Source organism: Thermostichus sp. MS-CIW-41, from assembly GCF_054058915.1.
This window is the reverse complement of sequence record NZ_JBSSBO010000006.1, coordinates 1-18,705: the sequence shown is the minus strand read 5'-3', so window position 1 is coordinate 18,705 and position 18,705 is coordinate 1. Positions and strand designations below refer to the sequence as shown.

General features: G+C 59.5%; 17 protein-coding genes, 1 pseudogene and 1 riboswitch. Of the genes and pseudogenes, 10 read left to right on the top strand and 8 right to left on the bottom strand.

Annotated features, from left to right (window positions below):
• Window positions 1-4: 4 nt before the first annotated feature.
• The gene (locus ACVWXE_RS03045) at window positions 5-898 is read left to right on the top strand and encodes a hypothetical protein (protein ID WP_457489558.1); all 894 of its coding nucleotides are present in this window, start codon (window positions 5-7) and stop codon (window positions 896-898) included.
• Window positions 899-1,108: 210 nt separating this feature from the next.
• On the opposite strand, the gene ACVWXE_RS03040 is transcribed toward ACVWXE_RS03045, so the two are convergent.
• Window positions 1,109-2,077: a 30S ribosomal protein S1 gene (locus tag ACVWXE_RS03040; RefSeq protein WP_011433921.1), complete on the bottom strand. Its 969-nt coding sequence runs from the start codon at window positions 2,075-2,077 to the stop codon at window positions 1,109-1,111.
• A 214-nt stretch (window positions 2,078-2,291) separates the two neighbouring features.
• Here ACVWXE_RS03040 and obgE point away from each other — a divergent pair, with 214 nt between their 5' ends.
• The 4 genes from obgE to ACVWXE_RS03020 are packed head-to-tail and all read left to right on the top strand — an operon-like array spanning window position 2,292 to window position 5,175.
• Window positions 2,292-3,335 (top strand): GTPase ObgE, encoded by a 1,044-nt coding sequence (gene obgE, locus ACVWXE_RS03035; RefSeq protein ID WP_457489590.1) that lies wholly within the window; start codon window positions 2,292-2,294, stop codon window positions 3,333-3,335.
• 60 nt (window positions 3,336-3,395) lie between these two features.
• Entirely contained in the window at window positions 3,396-3,770 is a 375-nt protein-coding gene (locus ACVWXE_RS03030; protein WP_457403299.1) for a hypothetical protein, read from the top strand.
• Window positions 3,771-3,788: 18 nt separating this feature from the next.
• A complete protein-coding gene (locus ACVWXE_RS03025) occupies window positions 3,789-4,502 on the top strand; it encodes an L-threonylcarbamoyladenylate synthase (protein WP_457489557.1) in 714 nt (237 codons plus the stop codon).
• 55 nt (window positions 4,503-4,557) lie between these two features.
• Entirely contained in the window at window positions 4,558-5,175 is a 618-nt protein-coding gene (locus ACVWXE_RS03020) for a PAP/fibrillin family protein (protein ID WP_414357585.1), read from the top strand.
• Window positions 5,176-5,183: 8 nt separating this feature from the next.
• Here ACVWXE_RS03020 and ACVWXE_RS03015 read toward each other — a convergent pair whose 3' ends face one another.
• The 6 genes from ACVWXE_RS03015 to trpC all read right to left on the bottom strand — a co-directional run bounded on the left by ACVWXE_RS03015 (window position 5,184) and on the right by trpC (window position 11,417).
• Window positions 5,184-6,077 (bottom strand): hypothetical protein, encoded by an 894-nt coding sequence (locus ACVWXE_RS03015; RefSeq protein WP_457465547.1) that lies wholly within the window; start codon window positions 6,075-6,077, stop codon window positions 5,184-5,186.
• Between the two features lie 97 nt (window positions 6,078-6,174).
• The gene (locus ACVWXE_RS03010; RefSeq protein WP_457489556.1) at window positions 6,175-7,218 is read right to left on the bottom strand and encodes a sirohydrochlorin chelatase; all 1,044 of its coding nucleotides are present in this window, start codon (window positions 7,216-7,218) and stop codon (window positions 6,175-6,177) included.
• A 30-nt stretch (window positions 7,219-7,248) separates the two neighbouring features.
• Window positions 7,249-7,384: riboswitch (cobalamin riboswitch) on the bottom strand.
• Window positions 7,385-7,511: 127 nt separating this feature from the next.
• Window positions 7,512-9,827 carry a heavy metal translocating P-type ATPase gene (locus tag ACVWXE_RS03005; RefSeq protein WP_457489555.1) on the bottom strand — a complete coding sequence of 772 codons (2,316 nt, stop codon included), beginning with the start codon at window positions 9,825-9,827 and terminating at the stop codon, window positions 7,512-7,514.
• Between the two features lie 112 nt (window positions 9,828-9,939).
• Window positions 9,940-10,134 (bottom strand): copper chaperone, encoded by a 195-nt coding sequence (locus ACVWXE_RS03000; RefSeq protein ID WP_457395644.1) that lies wholly within the window; start codon window positions 10,132-10,134, stop codon window positions 9,940-9,942.
• Window positions 10,135-10,193: 59 nt separating this feature from the next.
• Window positions 10,194-10,433, bottom strand: coding sequence for a DUF5340 domain-containing protein (locus ACVWXE_RS02995; protein ID WP_041436722.1), 240 nt, complete (start codon window positions 10,431-10,433; stop codon window positions 10,194-10,196).
• A gap of 63 nt (window positions 10,434-10,496) precedes the next feature.
• On the bottom strand, window positions 10,497-11,417 hold the full coding sequence (gene trpC / locus ACVWXE_RS02990) for an indole-3-glycerol phosphate synthase TrpC (protein WP_457489554.1): 921 nt from the start codon (window positions 11,415-11,417) through the stop codon (window positions 10,497-10,499).
• A 263-nt stretch (window positions 11,418-11,680) separates the two neighbouring features.
• On the opposite strand from trpC, the gene hmpF reads away from it, so the two are divergent.
• The 5 genes and pseudogenes from hmpF to ACVWXE_RS02965 all read left to right on the top strand — a co-directional run.
• A complete protein-coding gene (gene hmpF / locus ACVWXE_RS02985; RefSeq protein WP_457489553.1) occupies window positions 11,681-13,408 on the top strand; it encodes a pilus motility taxis protein HmpF in 1,728 nt (575 codons plus the stop codon).
• A gap of 208 nt (window positions 13,409-13,616) precedes the next feature.
• The gene (plsX, locus tag ACVWXE_RS02980; protein ID WP_457395637.1) at window positions 13,617-14,741 is read left to right on the top strand and encodes a phosphate acyltransferase PlsX; all 1,125 of its coding nucleotides are present in this window, start codon (window positions 13,617-13,619) and stop codon (window positions 14,739-14,741) included.
• Window positions 14,728-15,729 (top strand): beta-ketoacyl-ACP synthase III, encoded by a 1,002-nt coding sequence (locus ACVWXE_RS02975; RefSeq protein WP_457489552.1) that lies wholly within the window; start codon window positions 14,728-14,730, stop codon window positions 15,727-15,729. Before plsX ends, ACVWXE_RS02975 begins: the two co-directional genes overlap by 14 nt.
• A gap of 4 nt (window positions 15,730-15,733) precedes the next feature.
• On the top strand, window positions 15,734-16,600 hold the full coding sequence (fabD, locus tag ACVWXE_RS02970) for an ACP S-malonyltransferase (RefSeq protein WP_457388824.1): 867 nt from the start codon (window positions 15,734-15,736) through the stop codon (window positions 16,598-16,600).
• Window positions 16,601-16,669: 69 nt separating this feature from the next.
• Window positions 16,670-16,853, top strand: a pseudogene (locus ACVWXE_RS02965) (hypothetical protein); the annotation flags it as partial.
• Between the two features lie 47 nt (window positions 16,854-16,900).
• Here the strand turns inward: ACVWXE_RS02965 and ACVWXE_RS02960 are convergent.
• Window positions 16,901-18,439, bottom strand: a complete 1,539-nt coding sequence (locus tag ACVWXE_RS02960; RefSeq protein ID WP_457489551.1) for a glycoside hydrolase family 3 protein — start codon at window positions 18,437-18,439, stop codon at window positions 16,901-16,903.
• Between the last annotated feature and the right edge of the window lie 266 nt (window positions 18,440-18,705).

Genomic DNA, 18,705 nt, shown 5'->3' with positions numbered 1-18,705 from the left:
TGGGATGGCTCGCAGCAAACTTTCAGAGCAAGAACAACAGCAAATTGTTAGCGCCTACCGCGGCTCAGCAGCGACCGCCGTCGAATTGGCGGAGCAATTTCAGGTGAGCATCACCACCATCACCCGCGTGTTGAAGGAAAATATCGCTGCCGATGAGTATCAGCGGTTGATCCATCTCAAACGCTCGGCTGCCCGCCGCAAAGACATGGGGGAAAAAGCTGTTGTTGGCGGGATCCCAGCCCCAGAGCAGCAGATCTTGCCGCTGGAACCGGAGTTGCCTTTTTCATCTCCCTCGCTGCAGCCGAACGCAAACGACGAAGGCGAGGATAACACCGCTGGAACAGAGTCTCTGCCAAAACTGCCCCCAGAAGAACTGCAGTTGGCGGCTGAGCTTCAGGAAGATGTGGAGGATGTCGGGGAAGAGGATGAGGAAGAGACCGAAGAAGACCGTGACCTTGAAGACGAGGACGAAGATGAGGACGACCCTGACTATCTCCTAGAAGATGAAGACCTAGAAGATGAAGATGGGCCAGAAGAGGATCCCCTCACCGATCCCAGCTATCAAATTCAGGTATTACCCCTGGAAGAGCTCACCCTACCGGAAACCTGCTATGTCGTTGTTGACCGCTACCAAGAACTGACCACCCGCCCTCTCAAAGAATTCTTTGGCTCGGGATCCCTGCCCATCGAAGGGATCGACAACGCCAATACGCTGCCCATTTTCGACAACCACAAGGTGGCCCGTCGCTTTTCCGAAATGAGCCGTCGGGGCAGCAACACCTACCCGCCCTACCGGGTGATCCAGTTTCCCGGCTACATCCTGGAGATTGTGCGCACCCAACTGCAAAAGAAAGGCATCACCCATCTGCTCATGGATGGGCAGATCTACAGTCTTTGACCAGCTCCTCAAGCTCAGGAGCGGGGGATTCCCGTTACTGGCGCAGGTTTGCAGCCCTGCGTGAGCGCCGTCGGCCTACTTCGCCACAGCAGCAGTACCCGTCTCCCTAGGAGCCTGGGCTGCCCCGCTCCCACGAGCCACCCACGCCAACGGAGCTGAAGGCTCCTAACCTCAGTCTCATCGCAGGCAGAGATGGCGCCAAGCTTGCCCTCATTCCACAGCCGTCGCCGCGTATTCCAGCTCCTCTTCCACCACTTCCGGTGGAGCCTCTGCCGCTTGTCCTTGCTTAGCGGCCAGCAGTTGCTCACGGTACTTGGCTGCCATTTCCTCAGCCTTCTCGTAAACCAGCTTGGGATCCCGAATCATGTCGCCGGGATTGGGCTCCAGTTGCTTGGTGGACAGCGAGATCCGCCCCCGCTCCGCATCTAGATCGATGATCATCACCTTCACTTCGTCGTTGACGTTGAAAACGCTGTGGGGCGTGTCAACATGATCGTGGGAGATCTCGGAAATGTGCAGCAGGCCGGAGACGCCGCCAATATCGATAAAGGCACCATAGGGCTTGATGCCCCGCACCGTGCCGACCACCACCTCGCCCACTTCCAGCTTGTTCATCTTCCGCTCCACCAAGGCGCGGCGATGGCTCAACACCAAGCGGTTGCGGTCTTCGTCCACCTCTAAAAACTTCAGGGGCAGCTCTTCGCCCACCAGCTCTTCTTTTGGCTTGCGGGTGCTGATGTGGGATCCGGGGATAAAGCCCCGCAGCCCCTCAATCCGCACCAGGGCTCCACCTCGGTTGGTAGCAAAAATGGTTGAGCGAACGGTGGCATCTTCTTTCTGGAGCTGCCGTACCCGTTCCCAGGCCCGCATGTACTCGATGCGGCGGATGGAGAGGGTCAGCTGTCCCTCTTCGTTTTCTTCGGTGAGGATAAAAAACTCGCGGGTTTCTCCCGGCTGCAGCATCTCGTGCGGGTCTTCCAGGCGGCTAATCGACATCTCCTGGAGCGGCAGAAAGGCAGCCGTTTTGGCCCCAATATCGATCAAAGCACCGCGTGGCTCCACCGAGAATACTGTACCCGCCACAATTTCGCCAGGGCTGAAGTGATAGTCGTACTTATCCAGAAGGGCGGCAAAGTCTTCAGTGGTAAAACCTACATCGGCAGCAGTGAATCGACTCATAGGGGTGCAGTAACTGATCAGTTGCGCGGGATAAAGGGTAGAAGGCCAGTTGAGTTTAGCAGAATCCCAGATGAGAGTGCATTCACTCTCCCACTTTCCCACCTGTGGGGGATGTGGCTGGGAAATACCATCGTAGCTTAGAGGAGCGTCTTTTGTGGCAAGTTTTCCGGGGATCTTGCCAAGCTGGAAGATAGAAGATTTGGGAGAAGAGCAATTGCACTTTATCGACCAAGCCGAAATTGAAGTGCAAGGGGGGAATGGCGGAGATGGCATCGTTGCCTTCCGCCGTGAAAAGTATGTGCCGGCTGGGGGGCCATCCGGCGGCAATGGCGGGCGGGGCGGCTCGGTGATCTTGGTGGCCGATCCCGGCCTGCAAACTCTGTTGGATTTTCGCTTTCAACCGGTGATCAAGGCGGAACACGGGGCCAAAGGGGGGCCCAACCATCGCAGCGGGGCCAGTGGTGCGGATCGGCTGGTGCGGGTGCCCTGCGGTACTGTGGTGTTCAATGCGGAGACTGGGGAATTGTTGGGCGATCTGGTGGGCAAGGGGGATCAATTGCTGGTAGCCCGTGGGGGCAAAGGCGGCTTAGGCAATGCCCATTTTTTGAGCAACCACAATCGCGCCCCCCGCCAATTTACCAAGGGCGAAGCGGGAGAACGGGTGCGCCTGCGCCTGGAGCTGAAGTTGATTGCCGAGGTGGGCATTGTCGGCCTGCCCAATGCGGGCAAGTCCACTCTGATTTCGGTGGTCTCCTCTGCCCGGCCCAAGATTGCTGACTACCCCTTCACCACGTTGCAGCCCAATTTGGGGGTGGTGCCCCATCCATCGGGAGATGGGGTGGTGTTTGCCGATATCCCGGGGCTGATCGAGGGGGCGCACTTGGGGGTGGGGCTGGGCCATGAGTTTTTGCGCCATGTGGAGCGTACCAGGGTACTGATTCATTTGGTGGATGGCACGGCGGCAGATCCCGTCAAGGATTACCAGATCATTCAGCAGGAGCTGCGCGCCTACGGCCACGGGTTAATCGATAAGCCACAAATCCTGGTTTTGAACAAGATCGATGTTCTGGATCCCCAGCAGGTTGCCGAGCGCACCCAGAGGCTGTCTGCCGCTGCCGGCACTTCCGTAGTGGCCATTTCTGCAATTGCCAAGCAGGGGCTGGATGCCCTCTTGCAGCGGGTGTGGCAGTGCCTGGGTCGGGGATCCCAACAGTCTGCGGAGTTGGATCTTGTGGGGGCAAAATCCATCCAGTCCTAGGGCAGAAGAATCTTAGAATGGGAAAGCCCCTGCCTTCCCAGAACCCAGAGACGAGTGGCTATGTATATCTCGGCGGAGGATCTGCCACCGGATTTGCGTCAGATTATGTTGGCTGTTGAACAGGCGGCTCAGGCGAGGGCGGGAGCGTGTGTGGAGCTGCTGATGCTCCTGCGGCTGCTGGAGGAGTTGCACCGCGCGATCCTGGAAGGTGCCTTTCGGGAGTCTTTGCCCAATACCCGTCAAGCTCTGTATCGGGTGCTTCAAGATTTGGAAGAAGCGGGCGACTGGCCCTATCTGCCCCGTCTGCACATCCAAGCCCTGATGCAACAACTGAAGGACTGGCCCGAATCTCAGGGATCCCCGCCCGCGTCGGTGCCACCGACCCCCCGCCCTCTTGTGGAAAACCCTTTGGGGGGGAGCTGCTCCGAGTCTTGACCTCTTTCCACCTGCCCGATGGCCGAGTACTTTAAGCTGCATCCTCAACAGCCCCAGACCCGTTCCATCCGGCGGATCGCAGCGGCTTTGCGGGAGGGGGCGGTGATGCTCTACCCCACCGATACGGTTTACGCCATTGGCTGCGACGCGACCCATAAACAAGCAGTGGAGCGGGTACGCCGCATCAAGCAGCTCTCCAACGACAAGCCTCTTACCTTTTTGTGCCCTTCTCTCTCACGCATTGCCCACTATGCCCAGGTAACCGATTCAGCCTATCGACTGATGCGGCGGCTGATCCCCGGCCCGTTTACGTTTCTGTTGCCAGCAACCAAGCTGGTGCCCAAGTTGGTGATGGATCCCAAGCGGAAAACCACCGGCATCCGGGTGCCCGATTCTGCCATTTGTCAGGCTTTGCTGGAAGAGTTGGGCAATCCAATTGTCTCGACCTCTGCCAAGCTGGGGGGGGATCCCGTCGGATCCCTGGGCTTAAGTTTTGGGCAAACCTGGGAATGGGAGAGCGATCCCTGGGATGAGGGTGGGATCTTTGCGGCTGAGGAAATGCGGCAGTTGGAAAAACAGGTGGATCTGGTGCTGGATGACGATGCCCCCCGCCGGGCCAAGGTCTCTACGGTAATCGATTTGACCGGATCCGAGCCGCTGGTGGTGCGGGCCGGGCTAGGGTATGAGCAGGTGGCAGATCTGAACCTGAAACTGGTGGGAGAAGACGGTTAAGGGCAGAGGGATCCCGCGTTCTCTAAAATAGGGTCAGTGCCTTCGGAGTGTGCCCATGTCTGAGGCCCTGGCTCAGCAAAAATCCGCTCTGCTGCACCTACTGGAGGCGACCGACCGGGGCCGGAAAGTTTCCCCTGACCAAAAAGCCCAGATTTTGTCTCAAATTGCCGTCCTAGAAGCGCTCAACCCCACCCCCAAGCCAACATCGGCTCCTGAAGGGTTGGAGGGGAACTGGCTCACCCTATTTACCACGAGCACAGCTCTGCTGCGGCTGGCACAGTTGCCTTTTTTGACCACCGGCGAGATCTACCAGTGTATTCGGGCCAAGGCTGGACGGGTCTTCAACGTGGCGGAGATCCAGGGATCCGGCTGGCTGGGGGCTTGGGTGCCACGGGGAATCTTGGCGGTATCGGCACGCTTTTACCCCGAATCGGAGCGTCGGGTGAGGGTGATTTTCGAGCGATTGGTGTTCGGATCCCAAGCTTTGATGAGCTACGAGATCGAGAGTTTTCTCTATTTGCTCGAGCGGGCTCCGGAGCGGATCCCGGCTATTCAAATCGATATCCGCCGCCGCGAGCCAACGGGCTGGCTGGATATCACCTATTTAGATGAAGATTTGCGGATGGGCCGGGGCAGCGAGGGGAGTGTATTTGTCCTGAAACGGGTGAGTTGAGACTTCGGCTAGCCGGAGGGCTTAGAGGGTTCCGTTTCGGCTATTTTGTGAGATAGGTTTTGGGTTAGGGTGAAGCCTATTTCCTGGAGAACTTGCAAGGCGCGGTAGGACTCCCGCAAAGCTTGCAGCTCTTGCTGAGTTTGCTCCAGTTGCCGGGCTTTTTGCTCCTGTAAGAAGCGCAGCCTTTGATTTTCGGACGCCGTGCGACGCAGAACGTGCTTGAGTTTCTGCTTCTGCTGCTGAAGCCGAGTCCGCCTCACCTCCAACTGCTGCAGTTGGATTTCTTGGAGTTCCAGTTCTATTTTCAGAGTGGCGACCTGCATCTGGAGTTGGCGAAGTTTTTGGTTGAGCTCTGGCTCTGGTGTGGGTTTTGCCGACTCAGGGCTTGGGGAAGAAGGTGATGACAATTCTTGTAGGGGCTGCAACTGTTGGGCCTTGGCCTGCGAAGCTTGATCCTGGTGCTGCTCGCCCTGCAGTCTTACTTGAGTGTGTTCGCTTACTTCGGTTTCAGTTTCCGTCTGCTGCTCAGCTTGATCAAGAATTTGTCGATCGCGGATCTGGGTTTGAGGATCCTCGTCAACCGACTGCAAAGGGAGAGAATCCTCCTCGGGTTGCCGAGGGTTGCCGCCATAATCGGCGGGATCAAAGGGAGACAGAGCCGCTACCAGCGAGGCCCGAAAATCAGTCCAGGAGCCCGACTGCAGACCCATCTGAACCACCTGCCAAACCCCATAGGCAGACCCAATTCCAGCCAGGATCCCAGGGATCCCGGCCAGGGAGAGGGAAACCTTGGGCAGGGTGGGCAGGATCTGATCCAGCAGCCCCACCACCAGGGCGAAAACAAAGATCCCGCTCCCCGCGGCAGCGGCACCTGAAACCCAAGAGGAGCGGGAGAGCATCATCGTTTTTTCGTCATCACAACCGCTAGAGCGGGAAAACCAGGTTCAAAAATTGCCTGTCTGCACTCAGTTTATCCCGCCAGCAGCCTCTGTTTCCCTCTTAGGGCACCTGCCATGCCCGTTGGTGGTAGCCCTCTAATTGGGCCCAGGGATCCCCAGCCGCTGCGTGGGTGTGGCCGTGGTCGTGGTGAGGGTGGGAATGAGGATGGTGATGGGATCCGTGCCCGTGATGGTGGTCATGAGGCTCGTGAGGGTGGTGATGGCTGGATCCAGCTCCAACCTCTGCGCTCACGGCCAGGCGAAACTTGCACAGGTGGCAGTTCATCGAGGTTTGGCCCTGCAGGGCTTCCTGCTCCAGTTGCTGCAGGCTGTGCAGCACCGTATCCACAAGGCCCAATTCCGGCAGCATCAGCCAGTCGATTTCCGACTGTCGTTGTCGTTGTTGTTCCACTGCCGCCTCGATTTTTTTCACCAACACCCCCGTAAACAGAAAGTAGGGCAGCACGATCACCCGACGCGGCTGCCAGGACGAGGCCCGCTCCAACCCCACAGGCAGGCGGGGATGGGTAATGCCGATAAAGCAGGTCTCCACAGCGGCAAACCCGGATCCTTCCCAAAGCAGCCGAGCCAGTTTACAGGCTTCGGCATTGGCCTCAGGATCGCTGGAGCCGCGACCCACAAATAGGAGCACGGTTTCTGCCTCTGGGATCCGCCGCGGTTGGGCAGCTATCAGAGCAGCCAATCGGTCTCGCAGCAGTTGCAGGATCTCGATGCGGATCCCCAGCGGCCCACCGTAACGAATGCGCAACTGGGGATAGAGGGCCTGCAGGCGATCCAGTTCCATCGTCACATCGAACTTGTTGTGGCGGGCCCCAAACAGCAACAGCGGCAGGGCCACGATCTCCTGCCACCCTTGGGCCAAGCACTGCTCTACCCCCTGGGCAATGGTTGGCTGGGTCAGCTCCAGAAAGCAAGGGATCACCGGTCGATGGGGAGTGAGGGATTGGTAAGCCTGGGCTAGCTCCAGAAAGGCTTGCTGCCCTTGGGGGTCGCGGGATCCGTGGCCGATGAGCAACAGGGGCAGGGGGACAACAGGAGACTGCCCAACCGCAAGCGGAGGGGAAACACTGAGGGTATTCAACACAAAAAACTCCGTTCCTTGTGAATCGCAAGGGGTACAGGACAACGGCAGGTGGGTGTTCTGGCTGAGGGAGGGATCCCATCACAGTTGCGTCACAGTGGCGGACTTGCACCGCGCTTTCCCCAGTCTGCCTGAGCTTTTTAGGTTAGCTTGCCTCTTGCCATTCACCAAGCTCCCGGGGGGGATGTTCTTGTCTGCCAGAAGATAGCCCTGAGGCATGAGCGGTACGGCAGACTCATGCTCAAAGGGCAGCAAAACTGTTGCCGCGCTAATCCCCCTTGCCCCTGGGAGAGGGCCTAACGCCGGCCCGCTGGTCTGGGGGGCTGAAAGTGTCGCAGGCGCAGGGCATTGGCGACCACCGAAATGGAACTCAGGGCCATGGCTGCCCCCGCCAGCATAGGGTTGAGCAACCAGCCTGTAAAGGGATAGAGCGCCCCAGCGGCAATCGGGATCCCCAGCGTATTGTAGATAAAGGCGAAGAAGAGGTTCTGGCGGATGTTGTTGAGGGTGGCCCGGCTGAGTTGAATGGCTGTGGCGACTCCCCGCAGATCCCCCGACATGAGGGTAATATCGCTGGCGGCCATCGCCACATCCGTACCCGTACCGATGGCGATCCCCACATCGGCTTCTGCCAGAGCCGGAGCATCGTTAATGCCATCTCCCACCATCGCCACCCGGTGTCGAGGTTGTCTGAAGCTGCGAATGTAAGCGGCCTTCTGATCCGGACGGACTTGGGCAATTACCCGCTGAATGCCTGCTTGCCGAGCAACCGCTTGGGCTGTGGTGGGGTTATCCCCGGTTAGCAGGATCACCTCTAGACCCATCTGTTGCAGCTGTTGCACTGCCTCAGGAGAGGTGGGTTTGAGCGGATCGGCAATGGCCAACAGCCCCACCAGGCTCTGGGATTGGGCTACGCCGATCACCGTTTTGCCCTGGCTTTCCCAATTCTGAACCCGCTCTGACCAAGAGGGATCCCAGGGGATCCCCATCTCCTGTAGCCAGCTCAGCCGACCGATGCGAATCCACTGATCTTCCACCCAAGCTTCTGCCCCACTGCCTACCCTTGCCTGAAAATGCTGGGCAGGAGGGATGGCAATTTTTTCCGCTTCGGCTTTCTGCACCACCGCCTGGGCCAAAGGGTGTTCCGAGTGCCGCTCCACCGCCGCTGCCAGGCGCAACACCGCCAGGGGAGAGGAGCCATTAGCCCAAATATCGGTGACGGTAGGGCGACCTTCAGTCAGGGTGCCAGTTTTGTCCAAGACCACCGTGCGCAAGTGGTGGGCCAATTCCAGGCTGTCGGCACTTTTCACCAGGATCCCCAATTCCGCCCCTCGTCCCGTGGCCACCAGGATCGAGGTGGGGGTTGCCAACCCCAGCGCACAAGGGCAGGCGATGATCAGCACCCCAATCGTGTTCACCAAGGCCAGCGTCAGGTTGTCCGCCAGCACCCACCAGAGCACAAAAGTTAGAACTGCCACCCCGATCACTGCCGGCACAAACCAGGAGGTGACCCGATCCGCCAACTGTTGAATCGGAGCTTTGGATCCCTGAGCTTCCTGCACCAAGCGCACGATCTGGGCCAGAACTGTGTCTTTGCCCACCCGCCGCGCTTCCATCACAAAGCTGCCCGTCTGATTCAGCGTTGCCCCAATCACCTCATCCCCCGCCGATTTGACAACAGGCAGGCTCTCGCCGGTCACCATGGACTCGTCGAGGGTGGAGGATCCCTCTAGGATTACCCCATCCACCGGCACCTTCTCGCCGGGGCGCACCCGGATCCAATCCCCCACCTGCACCTCCCGAATGGGGACATCCTGCTCCACCCCCTGGCGGATTACCCTCGCCGTTTTCGGTTGCAGCCCGATCAGCTTGCGAATGGCCTCAGAGGTTTGCCTTTTGGCCCGTTGCTCCATCCACTTACCCACCAGAATCAGGGTGGTGACCACCGCCGACACCTCATAATAGACATCCGGGTGCAGTCCTTGCCGGTGAAAATAGTCGGGGAAAACCGTTGGGAAAACAGAATAGAAAAAAGCCGCGCTCGTCCCCAAGGCCACCAGCGTGTTCATATCCGCTGAACGCCGTTGCCAAGCATCCCAGGCTCCCCGGTAAAAATGCCTGCCCACCCAAAACTGCACCGGAGCCGTCAGCAGCAACTGCAACCCAGGATTGTGCAGCCACATGGGAAAGCCCGGGATGTCCATCCCCAGCATCATCGGCAGGGATCCGATCACCAGCACCGTGCTGATGCCCACCCCTATCGCCACCTTGAGCTTCAGTTCCCGTTCTGCGGCCCGTTGGGCGATCCGCTCTGGATCCGACAGATCGTCCAGCTGCCAATCCTCCTGGATAAGGCGCGCCCGATACCCCACCCGCTCCACCGCCCGAATCAACGCCTGCGGATCCACCAGCCGGGGATCCCCTTTGACGGTGGCCTGCTCACTGGCAAAATTCACGGATCCGGAGGATACTCCCTGCACCTGAGCGAGGGCCTGTTCGATGCTGCGGGCGCAGGAGGCACAGCTCATCCCTTGTAAGGCCAACTGCCAGGTGCCCTCAGGAGAAGGCGCAGAGGCCGATAGTGCACCCGATGACCCTTTATGGGCAGACATGGCAACACCTTGTTGATGAAACGACAGCTACTCTCCACCCTGGGCAGGGCGAAGGCAGCCATCTGTACAGAAATTCAAAACAGACGCCCGACCGTTCCCGGCCCAAAATTGACTAGGCCGGGGGATATCCCACCTGGGTGAGGGCCTGCCGCAAATCGCCCACAGACCGCCCAGAAGTAATCCGCACCTGTTTGGTTTTGGGATCCCCTTCCACCTGCGCCTGGGGATCCAGTTGCCGCACCGCTTGCGCAATGGTGTCTATACAGGCCCCACAGGCCAGCTTGGGCACCGTCAAAACAACCTGCATCTTGGAAAACCCCCCCAATGCCACTGAAAGGATGCTAAACCTTACAGTGGGCTGGAAGGTCAAGAGGGAGGCTGAGGCTCGTCCATATTCCAGCGGTAGTCCACCTGATAGCCCCGCTGTCGCCACTCTTCCTCCAGTTGCACCTGTTGGGTGAGGGCTTTGCGCAGGGAGTTGATCAGCTCTTGCGTGCGGCCTCGGTTGCCAAAATCCTGTTCCTCTACTGCCGGAAAGGTTTGCCGCTCCAACACCCGCAGCAGAAATTCGTAGTGGATATGAGCCGGCACAGGAATACGTTTCATCGATCCAAGCAATCCTTAGAGATCAATTGTTCTCGCAGAGATCCATTGATAAATGGTTTTCATTCACTGAGATGACAACAGGTGGCGCACAGCTTGGCCGGGATCCGGCTGGGTCACCAGCGCTTCCCCCACCAGCACAGAGCGCACCCCCCAGGCCCGCAACTGCTGCAGATCGGCGGGGGTATGGATGCCGGACTCGCTGACCACAGGCAGATCGCCAAGGAGCTCCGAGTGGGCGGCCAACAGGTTGCGCGTTGTGTTTAAGTCCACCGCAAAGGTTCTCAGATCGCGATTGTTGATGCCAATGAGCACCTGCCCCCTGGAGTCTTGCAGTTGGGGCAAACGCAACACCCGCTGCAACTCTTGGGAAGTGTGCACCTCCAGCAGAGCTGCCATGCCCAATTGCCGAACCAGCTTGAGAAAATAGCCCAAGTCCGCATCCGAGAGAATGGCGGCAATCAGCAGCACCGCATCTGCCCCCAGGCTGCGGGCCCAGAGGATTTGGTAGGGGTAGAGGATGAACTCCTTGCAGAGGATGGGGATCCCTACTGCCTGACGGATCTGGCGCAGATACTCGCCGCTGCCCTGAAAAAACCGCCCATCCGTCAGCACCGAGAGACAACTGGCCCCACCGGCTTCATAGCTCTGGGCAATGGCTACCGGGTCAAAGGGATCCCGCAGAACGCCGCGGCTGGGAGAGGCTTTTTTGACCTCGGCAATCACAGAGATAGGGTGAGGCGACTGGGTGAGGGCCGCCACAAAATCCCGCACCGGCGGGGCTTGATCCAGTTGCTGTTGCAATTGCTTGAGGGGAAGCTGCTCCCGTTGCCGCTCCACCTCCTGCTCTTTATGCCAGACGATCGCTTCCAAGATGTGGCGCGGTTTGGCTTCCGGCGCTGTTGTCTGGTACACCTGAGAGGCTACGACCACCGGCGGGGCAGGAGAACGCCGACGAATAGAAAGCGGCTCACCTTGCAGCTCCATACAACCCCCGAACACAACTCTACACCACACCCTAGACTACTTTAGTGCTCCGCCACCGGTTTGAATAGCTACCCCAGGCATCCCCAAAACTCATCTGGCGAAGGCGTTTTTTTTACCCTATGGTTGAGTCTAGAAAGGTGGTGTAGTCTTTATGCGCCTCAGCGAGCCATGTTCTGGCGGCCGTCCATTTTTCCCCGGCCAGGGGCAGTGGCTCGGTGGGGTCAGGGCTGGTGCTGTCCATGCTGTTTTAGAGGAGTTCAGGCGTGCTGTACCTAGCAGAGCTATCCAAGCCGATTGGATTTGCCAAGTCGTCTCTGCAATTGCTGGCCAAGCAGCAGCAGGACAATACCTGGGTGGCCGTGAACGAAGAATCCATTACCTTGGAAGGCCGCATCGCCCAGGAGGCTGGGCGCTTCAAGGATGGGTCATTGGTGCTGGCGGAAATCTCCGGCAACCGTCAGGTCGCCCGCATCAGCGAAGCCGCTCGCCAACTGGTGACCTATCTGCAAAACTTCAGCCAACTTCAGCTCAGAGCCCGCAGCCAGGAGGAGGAGATCGAGGTTTGGAAACAGTCCCTCACCTTTCAGGCCCATGAGCTTAAACGCCGCGAGATGGAGCTAGCAGCTCAAGAAGAAGAGGTGCAGCGGCTGTATGAGCAATACAAGAGTGTGGAGGAAGATCGCAAACTTCTGGACAGCCTCAAAGAGGAACTGGCAGCCCAGCAAGCTTACTTAGCTGAACAACAGCGCCTGATCGGAGAACAGCGGGAAGCTCTGAATCGGCAGCGGCAAGAGTTGGAAGCCCAGTTGCAAGAAGCTCGCTCCAGCCGCTTGGGGGAGGCAGAAGCAGCGCAGCTACAGGCTTTGATGCAACAGCTCCAGGAGACTCTACATCCGGCTGGGGATCCCTTGGCGCTTCTGCAGAGCTTGAAAAGCCACATTCAGCAGCAGCAGGAGCACTTGAATCAACAGATTGCCCAACTGGAAGCAGAACGTCAGCAGGCCCAGATCCGGCAAGACGAGCTGGATCGGGACTACCGCGCTTGGCAAGAACGCCACACCGCTTGGTGGGGATCCCGACAATCCCTGGAGCAAAGCCGAGCAGAGTGGCAAACTCGGCAGGGATCCCTGCGAGCCCATCAAGAGCACCTGCAGAGGATTCTCCAGCAGCTGCAATCTCAAGAGAGCCTATACCAGAAAGCCTCTCGTCTGGTGCAGGAGTACGACTTTATCGTCGATGGCAGCAGCAACGGCAGGGCTGGGGAGCCGGCGATCTCGGTCGAGGAGCTGGCGGCTTTGGTCAGCCAACTGCGCCGAGATTACGAGCAGCGGGCGGCCCAGGTCAGCCAGCAGCGGGCCGAACTGGAGCAAAACCGGCAAACCCTGCGGGAGCTGCAAGAGCGGCTGGCCAGCGCCTCTCCAGAGGAGCGGTTTGACATCGAGATGGATATCGACTATGCCCAGTCTGCCTGCAGTGCTTTGGAAGAAGCCCTGCTGCCTCAGGAAAAAAACCTGCAGCGAGAGTATGAAGAGTTGACCCGCCAGGAAGCCCGCCTTAGACAGCTGCAAAATCAAGCTGCTGCCCCGGTTCAGGTCGATATTGGGCCGCTCCTGGAACAGATCGGCAGCCAGAAGCAGGATCTTCTCCAAGAAAAAGGTCGTCTGCAAACCCTCATTCAACAACTGGAATCGTCCTTGCCTTCTCAGCAGGAGCAGCTCGCCCGCCAACGGCAGAAATTGGAGCAGCAGTGGCAACACCTGGAGCAAGAGGAGGGATCCCTGCGGGCGCGCGCCCAGGCCATGGCAGAAACCTGGGGTCGCCTCAATCACTTGCAGGCCACCCTCTACCCAGAGCGGGATCGGTGGGCAGCGTTGGCAGGAGAATTGGCGCAGTTGGAGACGGAGCTGAGCCAACACCAGGCCAGAAACTCCACTGCACACGCCCACGTCCAACAGGTACGCTCTCTCTTGGCTGCCCTCACGCAGGCGTGAGGAAGTTCACGTTTCCTGTGGGGGGTGGGGAGAACCGGCGCAAGCGGAACTGCGGCCTTAATTGAGGAAAACAAATCTGGTAAAATTCGCTAGCACCCTGCAGCCACTGGGGCTCCCAATTCTCGGGCGAGGGGACTGCAGAGGTTAGTGCGTTTTGCCCCGCTTCTTGCTTGCAGTTGCCAAGGATATTCCAGTGTGAGGTCAGCTTGTGCGAATTGCGGTCGATGCGATGGGGGGTGACTACGCTCCCGAAGAGATCATCAAGGGCGCCCTGCTGGCCCATCGGCAGCTCCGGGTCGGGATTGCACTAGTCGGTCGTCCAGATTCCCTCAAGCCCTTTTTGCCTCAGCCCTTGCCTGCTGGGATCACCATCGTGCCTGCCGAGGACGATGTGGGCATGGCGGAAGAGCCGCTGATGGTGCGCAAAAAGCCCAAAGCCTCCATCAACATCTCGATGCAACAGGTGCGCTCCAACCAAGCGGATGCCGTGGTGGCCGCCGGGAATACCGGAGCAGCGATGGCTGCGGCCTACCTGAATTTGGGCCGGCTGGCAGGGATCGATCGCCCGGCCATTGGCGCTCTTTTGCCCACTTTGAAAGGCAAGCCGGTGCTGCTGCTGGATGTGGGGGCCAATGTGGATTGCCGGCCCCGCTTTTTGGAGCAGTTTGCCCGTATGGGATCCCTCTACTGCCAGTGTGTACTGGGGGTCGAGCGTCCGCGGGTGGGCCTGCTCAACATCGGCGAGGAGCCCAACAAGGGAAACGATTTGGCTCTGGCCACCCACCAGCGTCTGGCCCAGTTGCCAGGGATCCATTTCGCCGGCAATGCCGAGGGGCGGGATGTGCTGACCGGGGAGTTTGATGTGGTGGTGTGTGACGGCTTTGTGGGCAATGCCCTCCTCAAGTTTGCCGAAAGTGTTGGCCAGGTGATCACCCAGGTGCTGCGGGAGGAGCTGCCCCGCGGCTGGCGCGGCAAGTTGGGCTGCTGGCTGCTCCGGCCCAACCTCAAGCAGGTAAAGCGGCGCATGGACTACGTGGAGTATGGCGGTGCTTTGCTGCTCGGCGTCAACGGCATCTGCGTGATTACCCACGGCAGCTCCAAGGCGCCGATGGTCTACCACGCCATTCGCCTGGCCAAAGAGGCGGCAGAACAGAAAATCCTACAGCGGCTGCAGGCGGAAATGGTTGACCCTCGCGAACCTGAATCCAACCCCAGGCGGCGCACCCGGCCCCTTCAGGTCTACTCTGGCTCTGGCCCGGAAGTGTTGCCGTTGGGATCCCTGGAAAGGACTTCCTCCCGCTGTCCCGAACCCGTGGAAGATGCCCAGCCATAGCCTCCCGACCGTGCGGCTGGTGGGGGTGGGGGCTGCCCTGCCGGATCCCTGCTTGAGCAACGACGACCTCAGCCAGATCGTTGCAACTTCTGACGAATGGATTTGGCCCCGCACCGGTATCCGCCAACGACGCATTCTCCCCCCCCATCTGAGTTTGGTGGACTTGGCGGCTCAAGCGGCGAAGGCTGCTCTGGATCGGGCTGGGATCCCGCCACAAGATCTGGATTTGATCCTGCTGGCCACTTCCACCGGCGTCGATCGGTTTGGCTCGGCCCCTCAGGTGCAGGCAGCTCTGGGAGCAACGCGGGCGGTGGCTTTTGATCTGACGGCAGCCTGCACAGGCTTTGTCTTTGCGGTGGCCACGGCAGCACAGTTTTTGCAAACCGGGCTGTATCGGCGGGCCTTGGTGGTGGCGGCGGATGTGCTCTCCCGCACGGTGGACTGGGCAGATCGCACCACCTGTGTCTTGTTTGGAGATGGGGCCGGGGCGGTGGTTCTGGAGGCGGGGGAAACCGGCGGGATCCTCAGCATTGAGCTGCGCAGCGATGGCAGTGGCAGCCAGCTGCTCAGCTTGTCCATGGCTACAGAGGCCAAGCCCCTGGTGGGATCCCTGCAGGTGGGGCAATACCGCTGCTGCCCCATCGCCATGAATGGCCGCGAGGTGTACAAGTTTGCCGTCCAGGCGGTGCCGGAGGTTATCGAGAAGGCTCTCTTCCGGGCTGGGATCCCGGCGGAGGCGGTGCAGGGGTATTTTATTCATCAGGCCAACCAGCGCATTCTCGATGCGGTAGCCAAGCGTTTGCAACTGGATCCGCAGCGGGTGGCCAGCGTCCTAGAGTATTACGGCAACACCTCGGGCGCTTCGGTGCCAATTGCCTTGGCCACTTGGATCGAGCAGGGACGCTTTGGCGCCGGCGATCTGGGGGTGATGGCGGGCTTTGGTGCCGGCCTCACCTGGGGGGCGATTGTGTTTCGTTGGGGGAAGTGAATTGATGACCGTTGCCTGGATCTATCCCGGCCAGGGATCCCAAGCGGTGGGCATGGGAAGGGACTTGCGGAACTGGCAGGGAGCAGCCCAGAAGTTGGCTTTGGCCCGTGAGATGTTGGGATGGGATCCCTTAGCTCTGTCGGAAGACCAGATCCACCAGACCGGCTACACACAACCGGCTTTGTTCACCGTATCGGCCCTGTTGACGGACTATCTCTACGCCCAGGGACAGGCTCCTGCCTGCACTGCTGGCCACAGTCTGGGCGAATACAGCGCCCTCTACGCTGCCGGCGTGTTTGATTTCGAAACCGGCCTACGGCTGGTGGCGCTGCGGGGCCAACTGATGGAAGCCGCAGGGGATCCCCCGGGCAGCATGGCGGCAGTGATGGGGTTTGACCGCGACAAGCTGGAGCACCTGTGCCAGATGATCCCCGACGTCACTCTTGCCAACGACAACAGCCCGGATCAGGTGGTGATCAGCGGCTCAGTGGAGGGGGTGCGGGCCGTCTGTGAGCAGTTGCAGGCCAAGCGCACCGTTCCCCTCAAGGTAAGTGGCGCCTTTCACTCGCCCTTTATGCAGGCTGCTGCCGAGGAGTTTGCCCACACCTTGCGCGCTGTTGACTTTCAGCCGCCGCGAGTGCCCGTCTACAGCAACTGCACTGCCACCGCCAGCCGGGATCCGCAAGCCCTTAAGCAGGCGCTGCTGGCCCAGATGACTGCCCCTGTCCGCTGGCGAGAAACCGTGTTGCAGATGGCCGCCGACGGCATCCAAGAGGTGTGGGAAATCGGCCCCGGCAACGTGCTGACGGGCTTGGTGAGGCGAACGGTGCCGACCCTGACGCGGTGCAATTTCAGCAACCTCAGCAGCTAGGGGATCTGCTATGGAGCATGACTCTAGTCAATAATAAGCTCAACTATACTGAAAATAATGTATAATATGTTCAGTACGGATTACTACCAGTTGATCTTTCTGTTTACTTTCGAGTCTGCCAACATGGTAGCCAAAGCAAAGCAGAAAATTGGTAGTAAGACGACACGGAAACTGCGCTTTGGGTATTCTACTCAAAGCTTTGCGGGATACCGCCATTCTGGTTGGAAACAAACAGAATGCTATCGCTGCATAGTTGAACAGTGATGTTCAGCAGTGTTCAGCGTAAATGTATCAGCTCCGCTAACGCGACCAGGCTCCCTCCAAGTGGGATCCAACCGGCAAGCGACCCTGGGCCGGGATCTGTCCCAACAACACCTGCAGCAACGCCTGTAGAGAGACGGGGGTAGTGCCGTAGCAGGCCAAATAGACCGGGATCTGGGGCAGGGCAAAGGCGTCGTAGGGGGATCCCAAGGCCAACCCAATCACCTTTTCCGGCGGAAGGGATCCCAGTAAGTCCACCAGCAACTCCTTCTGAAGCGGGTAACGAAACAGATCAAGGGATCCCACCAGCACCTGCGCAGCCCTTTGAGCCCCTTCTTGGGCAATCCGCTGCTGTTCGGGGGTGGGATCCAGAGGGATGGAGAACACTTGGGCAGCGGGACTGGCTTTTTGCAGCAGCTCCCCCAACAAAGGTACAGGGGTGATAAGCAGCGGGTCAGGGGCCAAGGGAGGCAGGGATCCCCGTACTAGGGTGATGCTGTCTTGGGCGATTTGGCGGGCCAGTGCCCGGTGGTTTTCCAAGCCGGCAGGGGGGAAAGGGGGGCAGGGGGATCCCAATCCGTAGCGCCGCTTCAAGGTCAAAATTCGCTCCACTGACCGATCCAACTGCTCAACCGACAAACGACCGGCACGGAACTCCCGCAGCAGATGGGCATAGGCTTCTTTTTGGATGGCCGGGCTAAAGCCGGGATCTGCCCCAAACACCAGCACATCGGCTCCTGCCCTAAAGGCCAGTTCTGCCGCTTCGGGAATGCCGTAGGTGCGGGCAATGGCCCCCATGGTCAGGGAATCCGTCAGGACAAGACCCTTGAAACCCAGCTTCTGCCGCAGCCAGCCGGACACCACCTCAGGGGCCAGCGTTGCCGGTTGCAAGGACTTCGTCCCGCTGTCGCCGACGGATCCCAGAGCCGGCATCACCACATGCGCCGTCATCATCGCCTCTGCCCCTGCCCGGATCAAAGCCTGAAACGGGCGCAATTCCGTGGTCTGTAGCGCCTCCAGAGGGCGATCCACCCGCGGCAACCCCAGGTGGGAATCCATATCGGTGTCCCCATGGCCGGGAAAATGTTTGGGCGTACAGAGGATCCCGGCTTGCCGATAGCCGCGCCACAGGGCGAGGCCGTAATCTGTCACCTGTTTCGGGTCTGACCCAAAGGCTCGGATGCCGATGATGGGGTTGTGGGGGTTGCTGTTCACGTCCACAACAGGGGCGAAGTTGAGGTTAAACCCCAAACTTTTCAGCTCCGTTCCCACCGCACGGGCCATAGCCTCCGCCTTTGCCAGGGATCCCGCTGCTGCCACTGCCATGGCGCTGGGGAACACCGTCACCCCCTCGGTAAGGCGCACCACCGGCCCCCCCTCTTGATCAATGGCTATCCACAGGGGGACAAGGGCTTGTGCCTGAGCCGCGGCAATGAGCTGGGCCACCTGAGGCAACGTTTGAATGTTGCCGGCAATCGAATAGAAGATCAGCCCGCCCACGTGGTAGTCCCGGATCATCTCCTCGAGAGCGGAGGAAAACTCAGCTCCCTCAAAATAAACCAGAAACAGTTGCCCCACTTTCTCCTCAAGGCTCCAAGCCCTGGGATCCACTGCGGCAGCGGGACGGGGTCCTTTCGCGTCAGCGGGACGGAGTCCTATCGAGCATGTCAAAGCAGATGTCCTAAAGCAGATGTCCTTGGGCGTCGCTGCAAAGAAAGCCGGTCAGGATGAGCGTAAACTACCCGACATCAACCGCTAGGCGGTACGGAGCGGGCTTTTAGTAGCCCTGCAGTTAGCAAGCCAACCACGAGCCTCTGGGGTGGTTTACAGCACCCCCAATCGAC

Excerpts from the sequence above, each read along its gene's own strand:
- ACVWXE_RS03000 (WP_457395644.1), bottom strand. The coding sequence starts at position 10,134 with ATGCAGGTTGTTTTGACGGTGCCCAAGCTGGCCTGTGGGGCCTGTATA.
- ACVWXE_RS03005 (WP_457489555.1), bottom strand. The coding sequence starts at position 9,827 with ATGTCTGCCCATAAAGGGTCATCGGGTGCACTATCGGCCTCTGCGCCT.
- fabD (WP_457388824.1), top strand. The coding sequence starts at position 15,734 with ATGACCGTTGCCTGGATCTATCCCGGCCAGGGATCCCAAGCGGTGGGC.
- trpC (WP_457489554.1), bottom strand. The coding sequence starts at position 11,417 with ATGGAGCTGCAAGGTGAGCCGCTTTCTATTCGTCGGCGTTCTCCTGCC.
- ACVWXE_RS03015 (WP_457465547.1), bottom strand. The coding sequence starts at position 6,077 with ATGATGCTCTCCCGCTCCTCTTGGGTTTCAGGTGCCGCTGCCGCGGGG.
- ACVWXE_RS02975 (WP_457489552.1), top strand. The coding sequence starts at position 14,728 with ATGCCCAGCCATAGCCTCCCGACCGTGCGGCTGGTGGGGGTGGGGGCT.
- ACVWXE_RS03040 (WP_011433921.1), bottom strand. The coding sequence starts at position 2,077 with ATGAGTCGATTCACTGCTGCCGATGTAGGTTTTACCACTGAAGACTTT.
- ACVWXE_RS03030 (WP_457403299.1), top strand. The coding sequence starts at position 3,396 with ATGTATATCTCGGCGGAGGATCTGCCACCGGATTTGCGTCAGATTATG.
- ACVWXE_RS03020 (WP_414357585.1), top strand. The coding sequence starts at position 4,558 with ATGTCTGAGGCCCTGGCTCAGCAAAAATCCGCTCTGCTGCACCTACTG.
- ACVWXE_RS03045 (WP_457489558.1), top strand. The coding sequence starts at position 5 with ATGGCTCGCAGCAAACTTTCAGAGCAAGAACAACAGCAAATTGTTAGC.
- ACVWXE_RS03025 (WP_457489557.1), top strand. The coding sequence starts at position 3,789 with ATGGCCGAGTACTTTAAGCTGCATCCTCAACAGCCCCAGACCCGTTCC.
- ACVWXE_RS02995 (WP_041436722.1), bottom strand. The coding sequence starts at position 10,433 with ATGAAACGTATTCCTGTGCCGGCTCATATCCACTACGAATTTCTGCTG.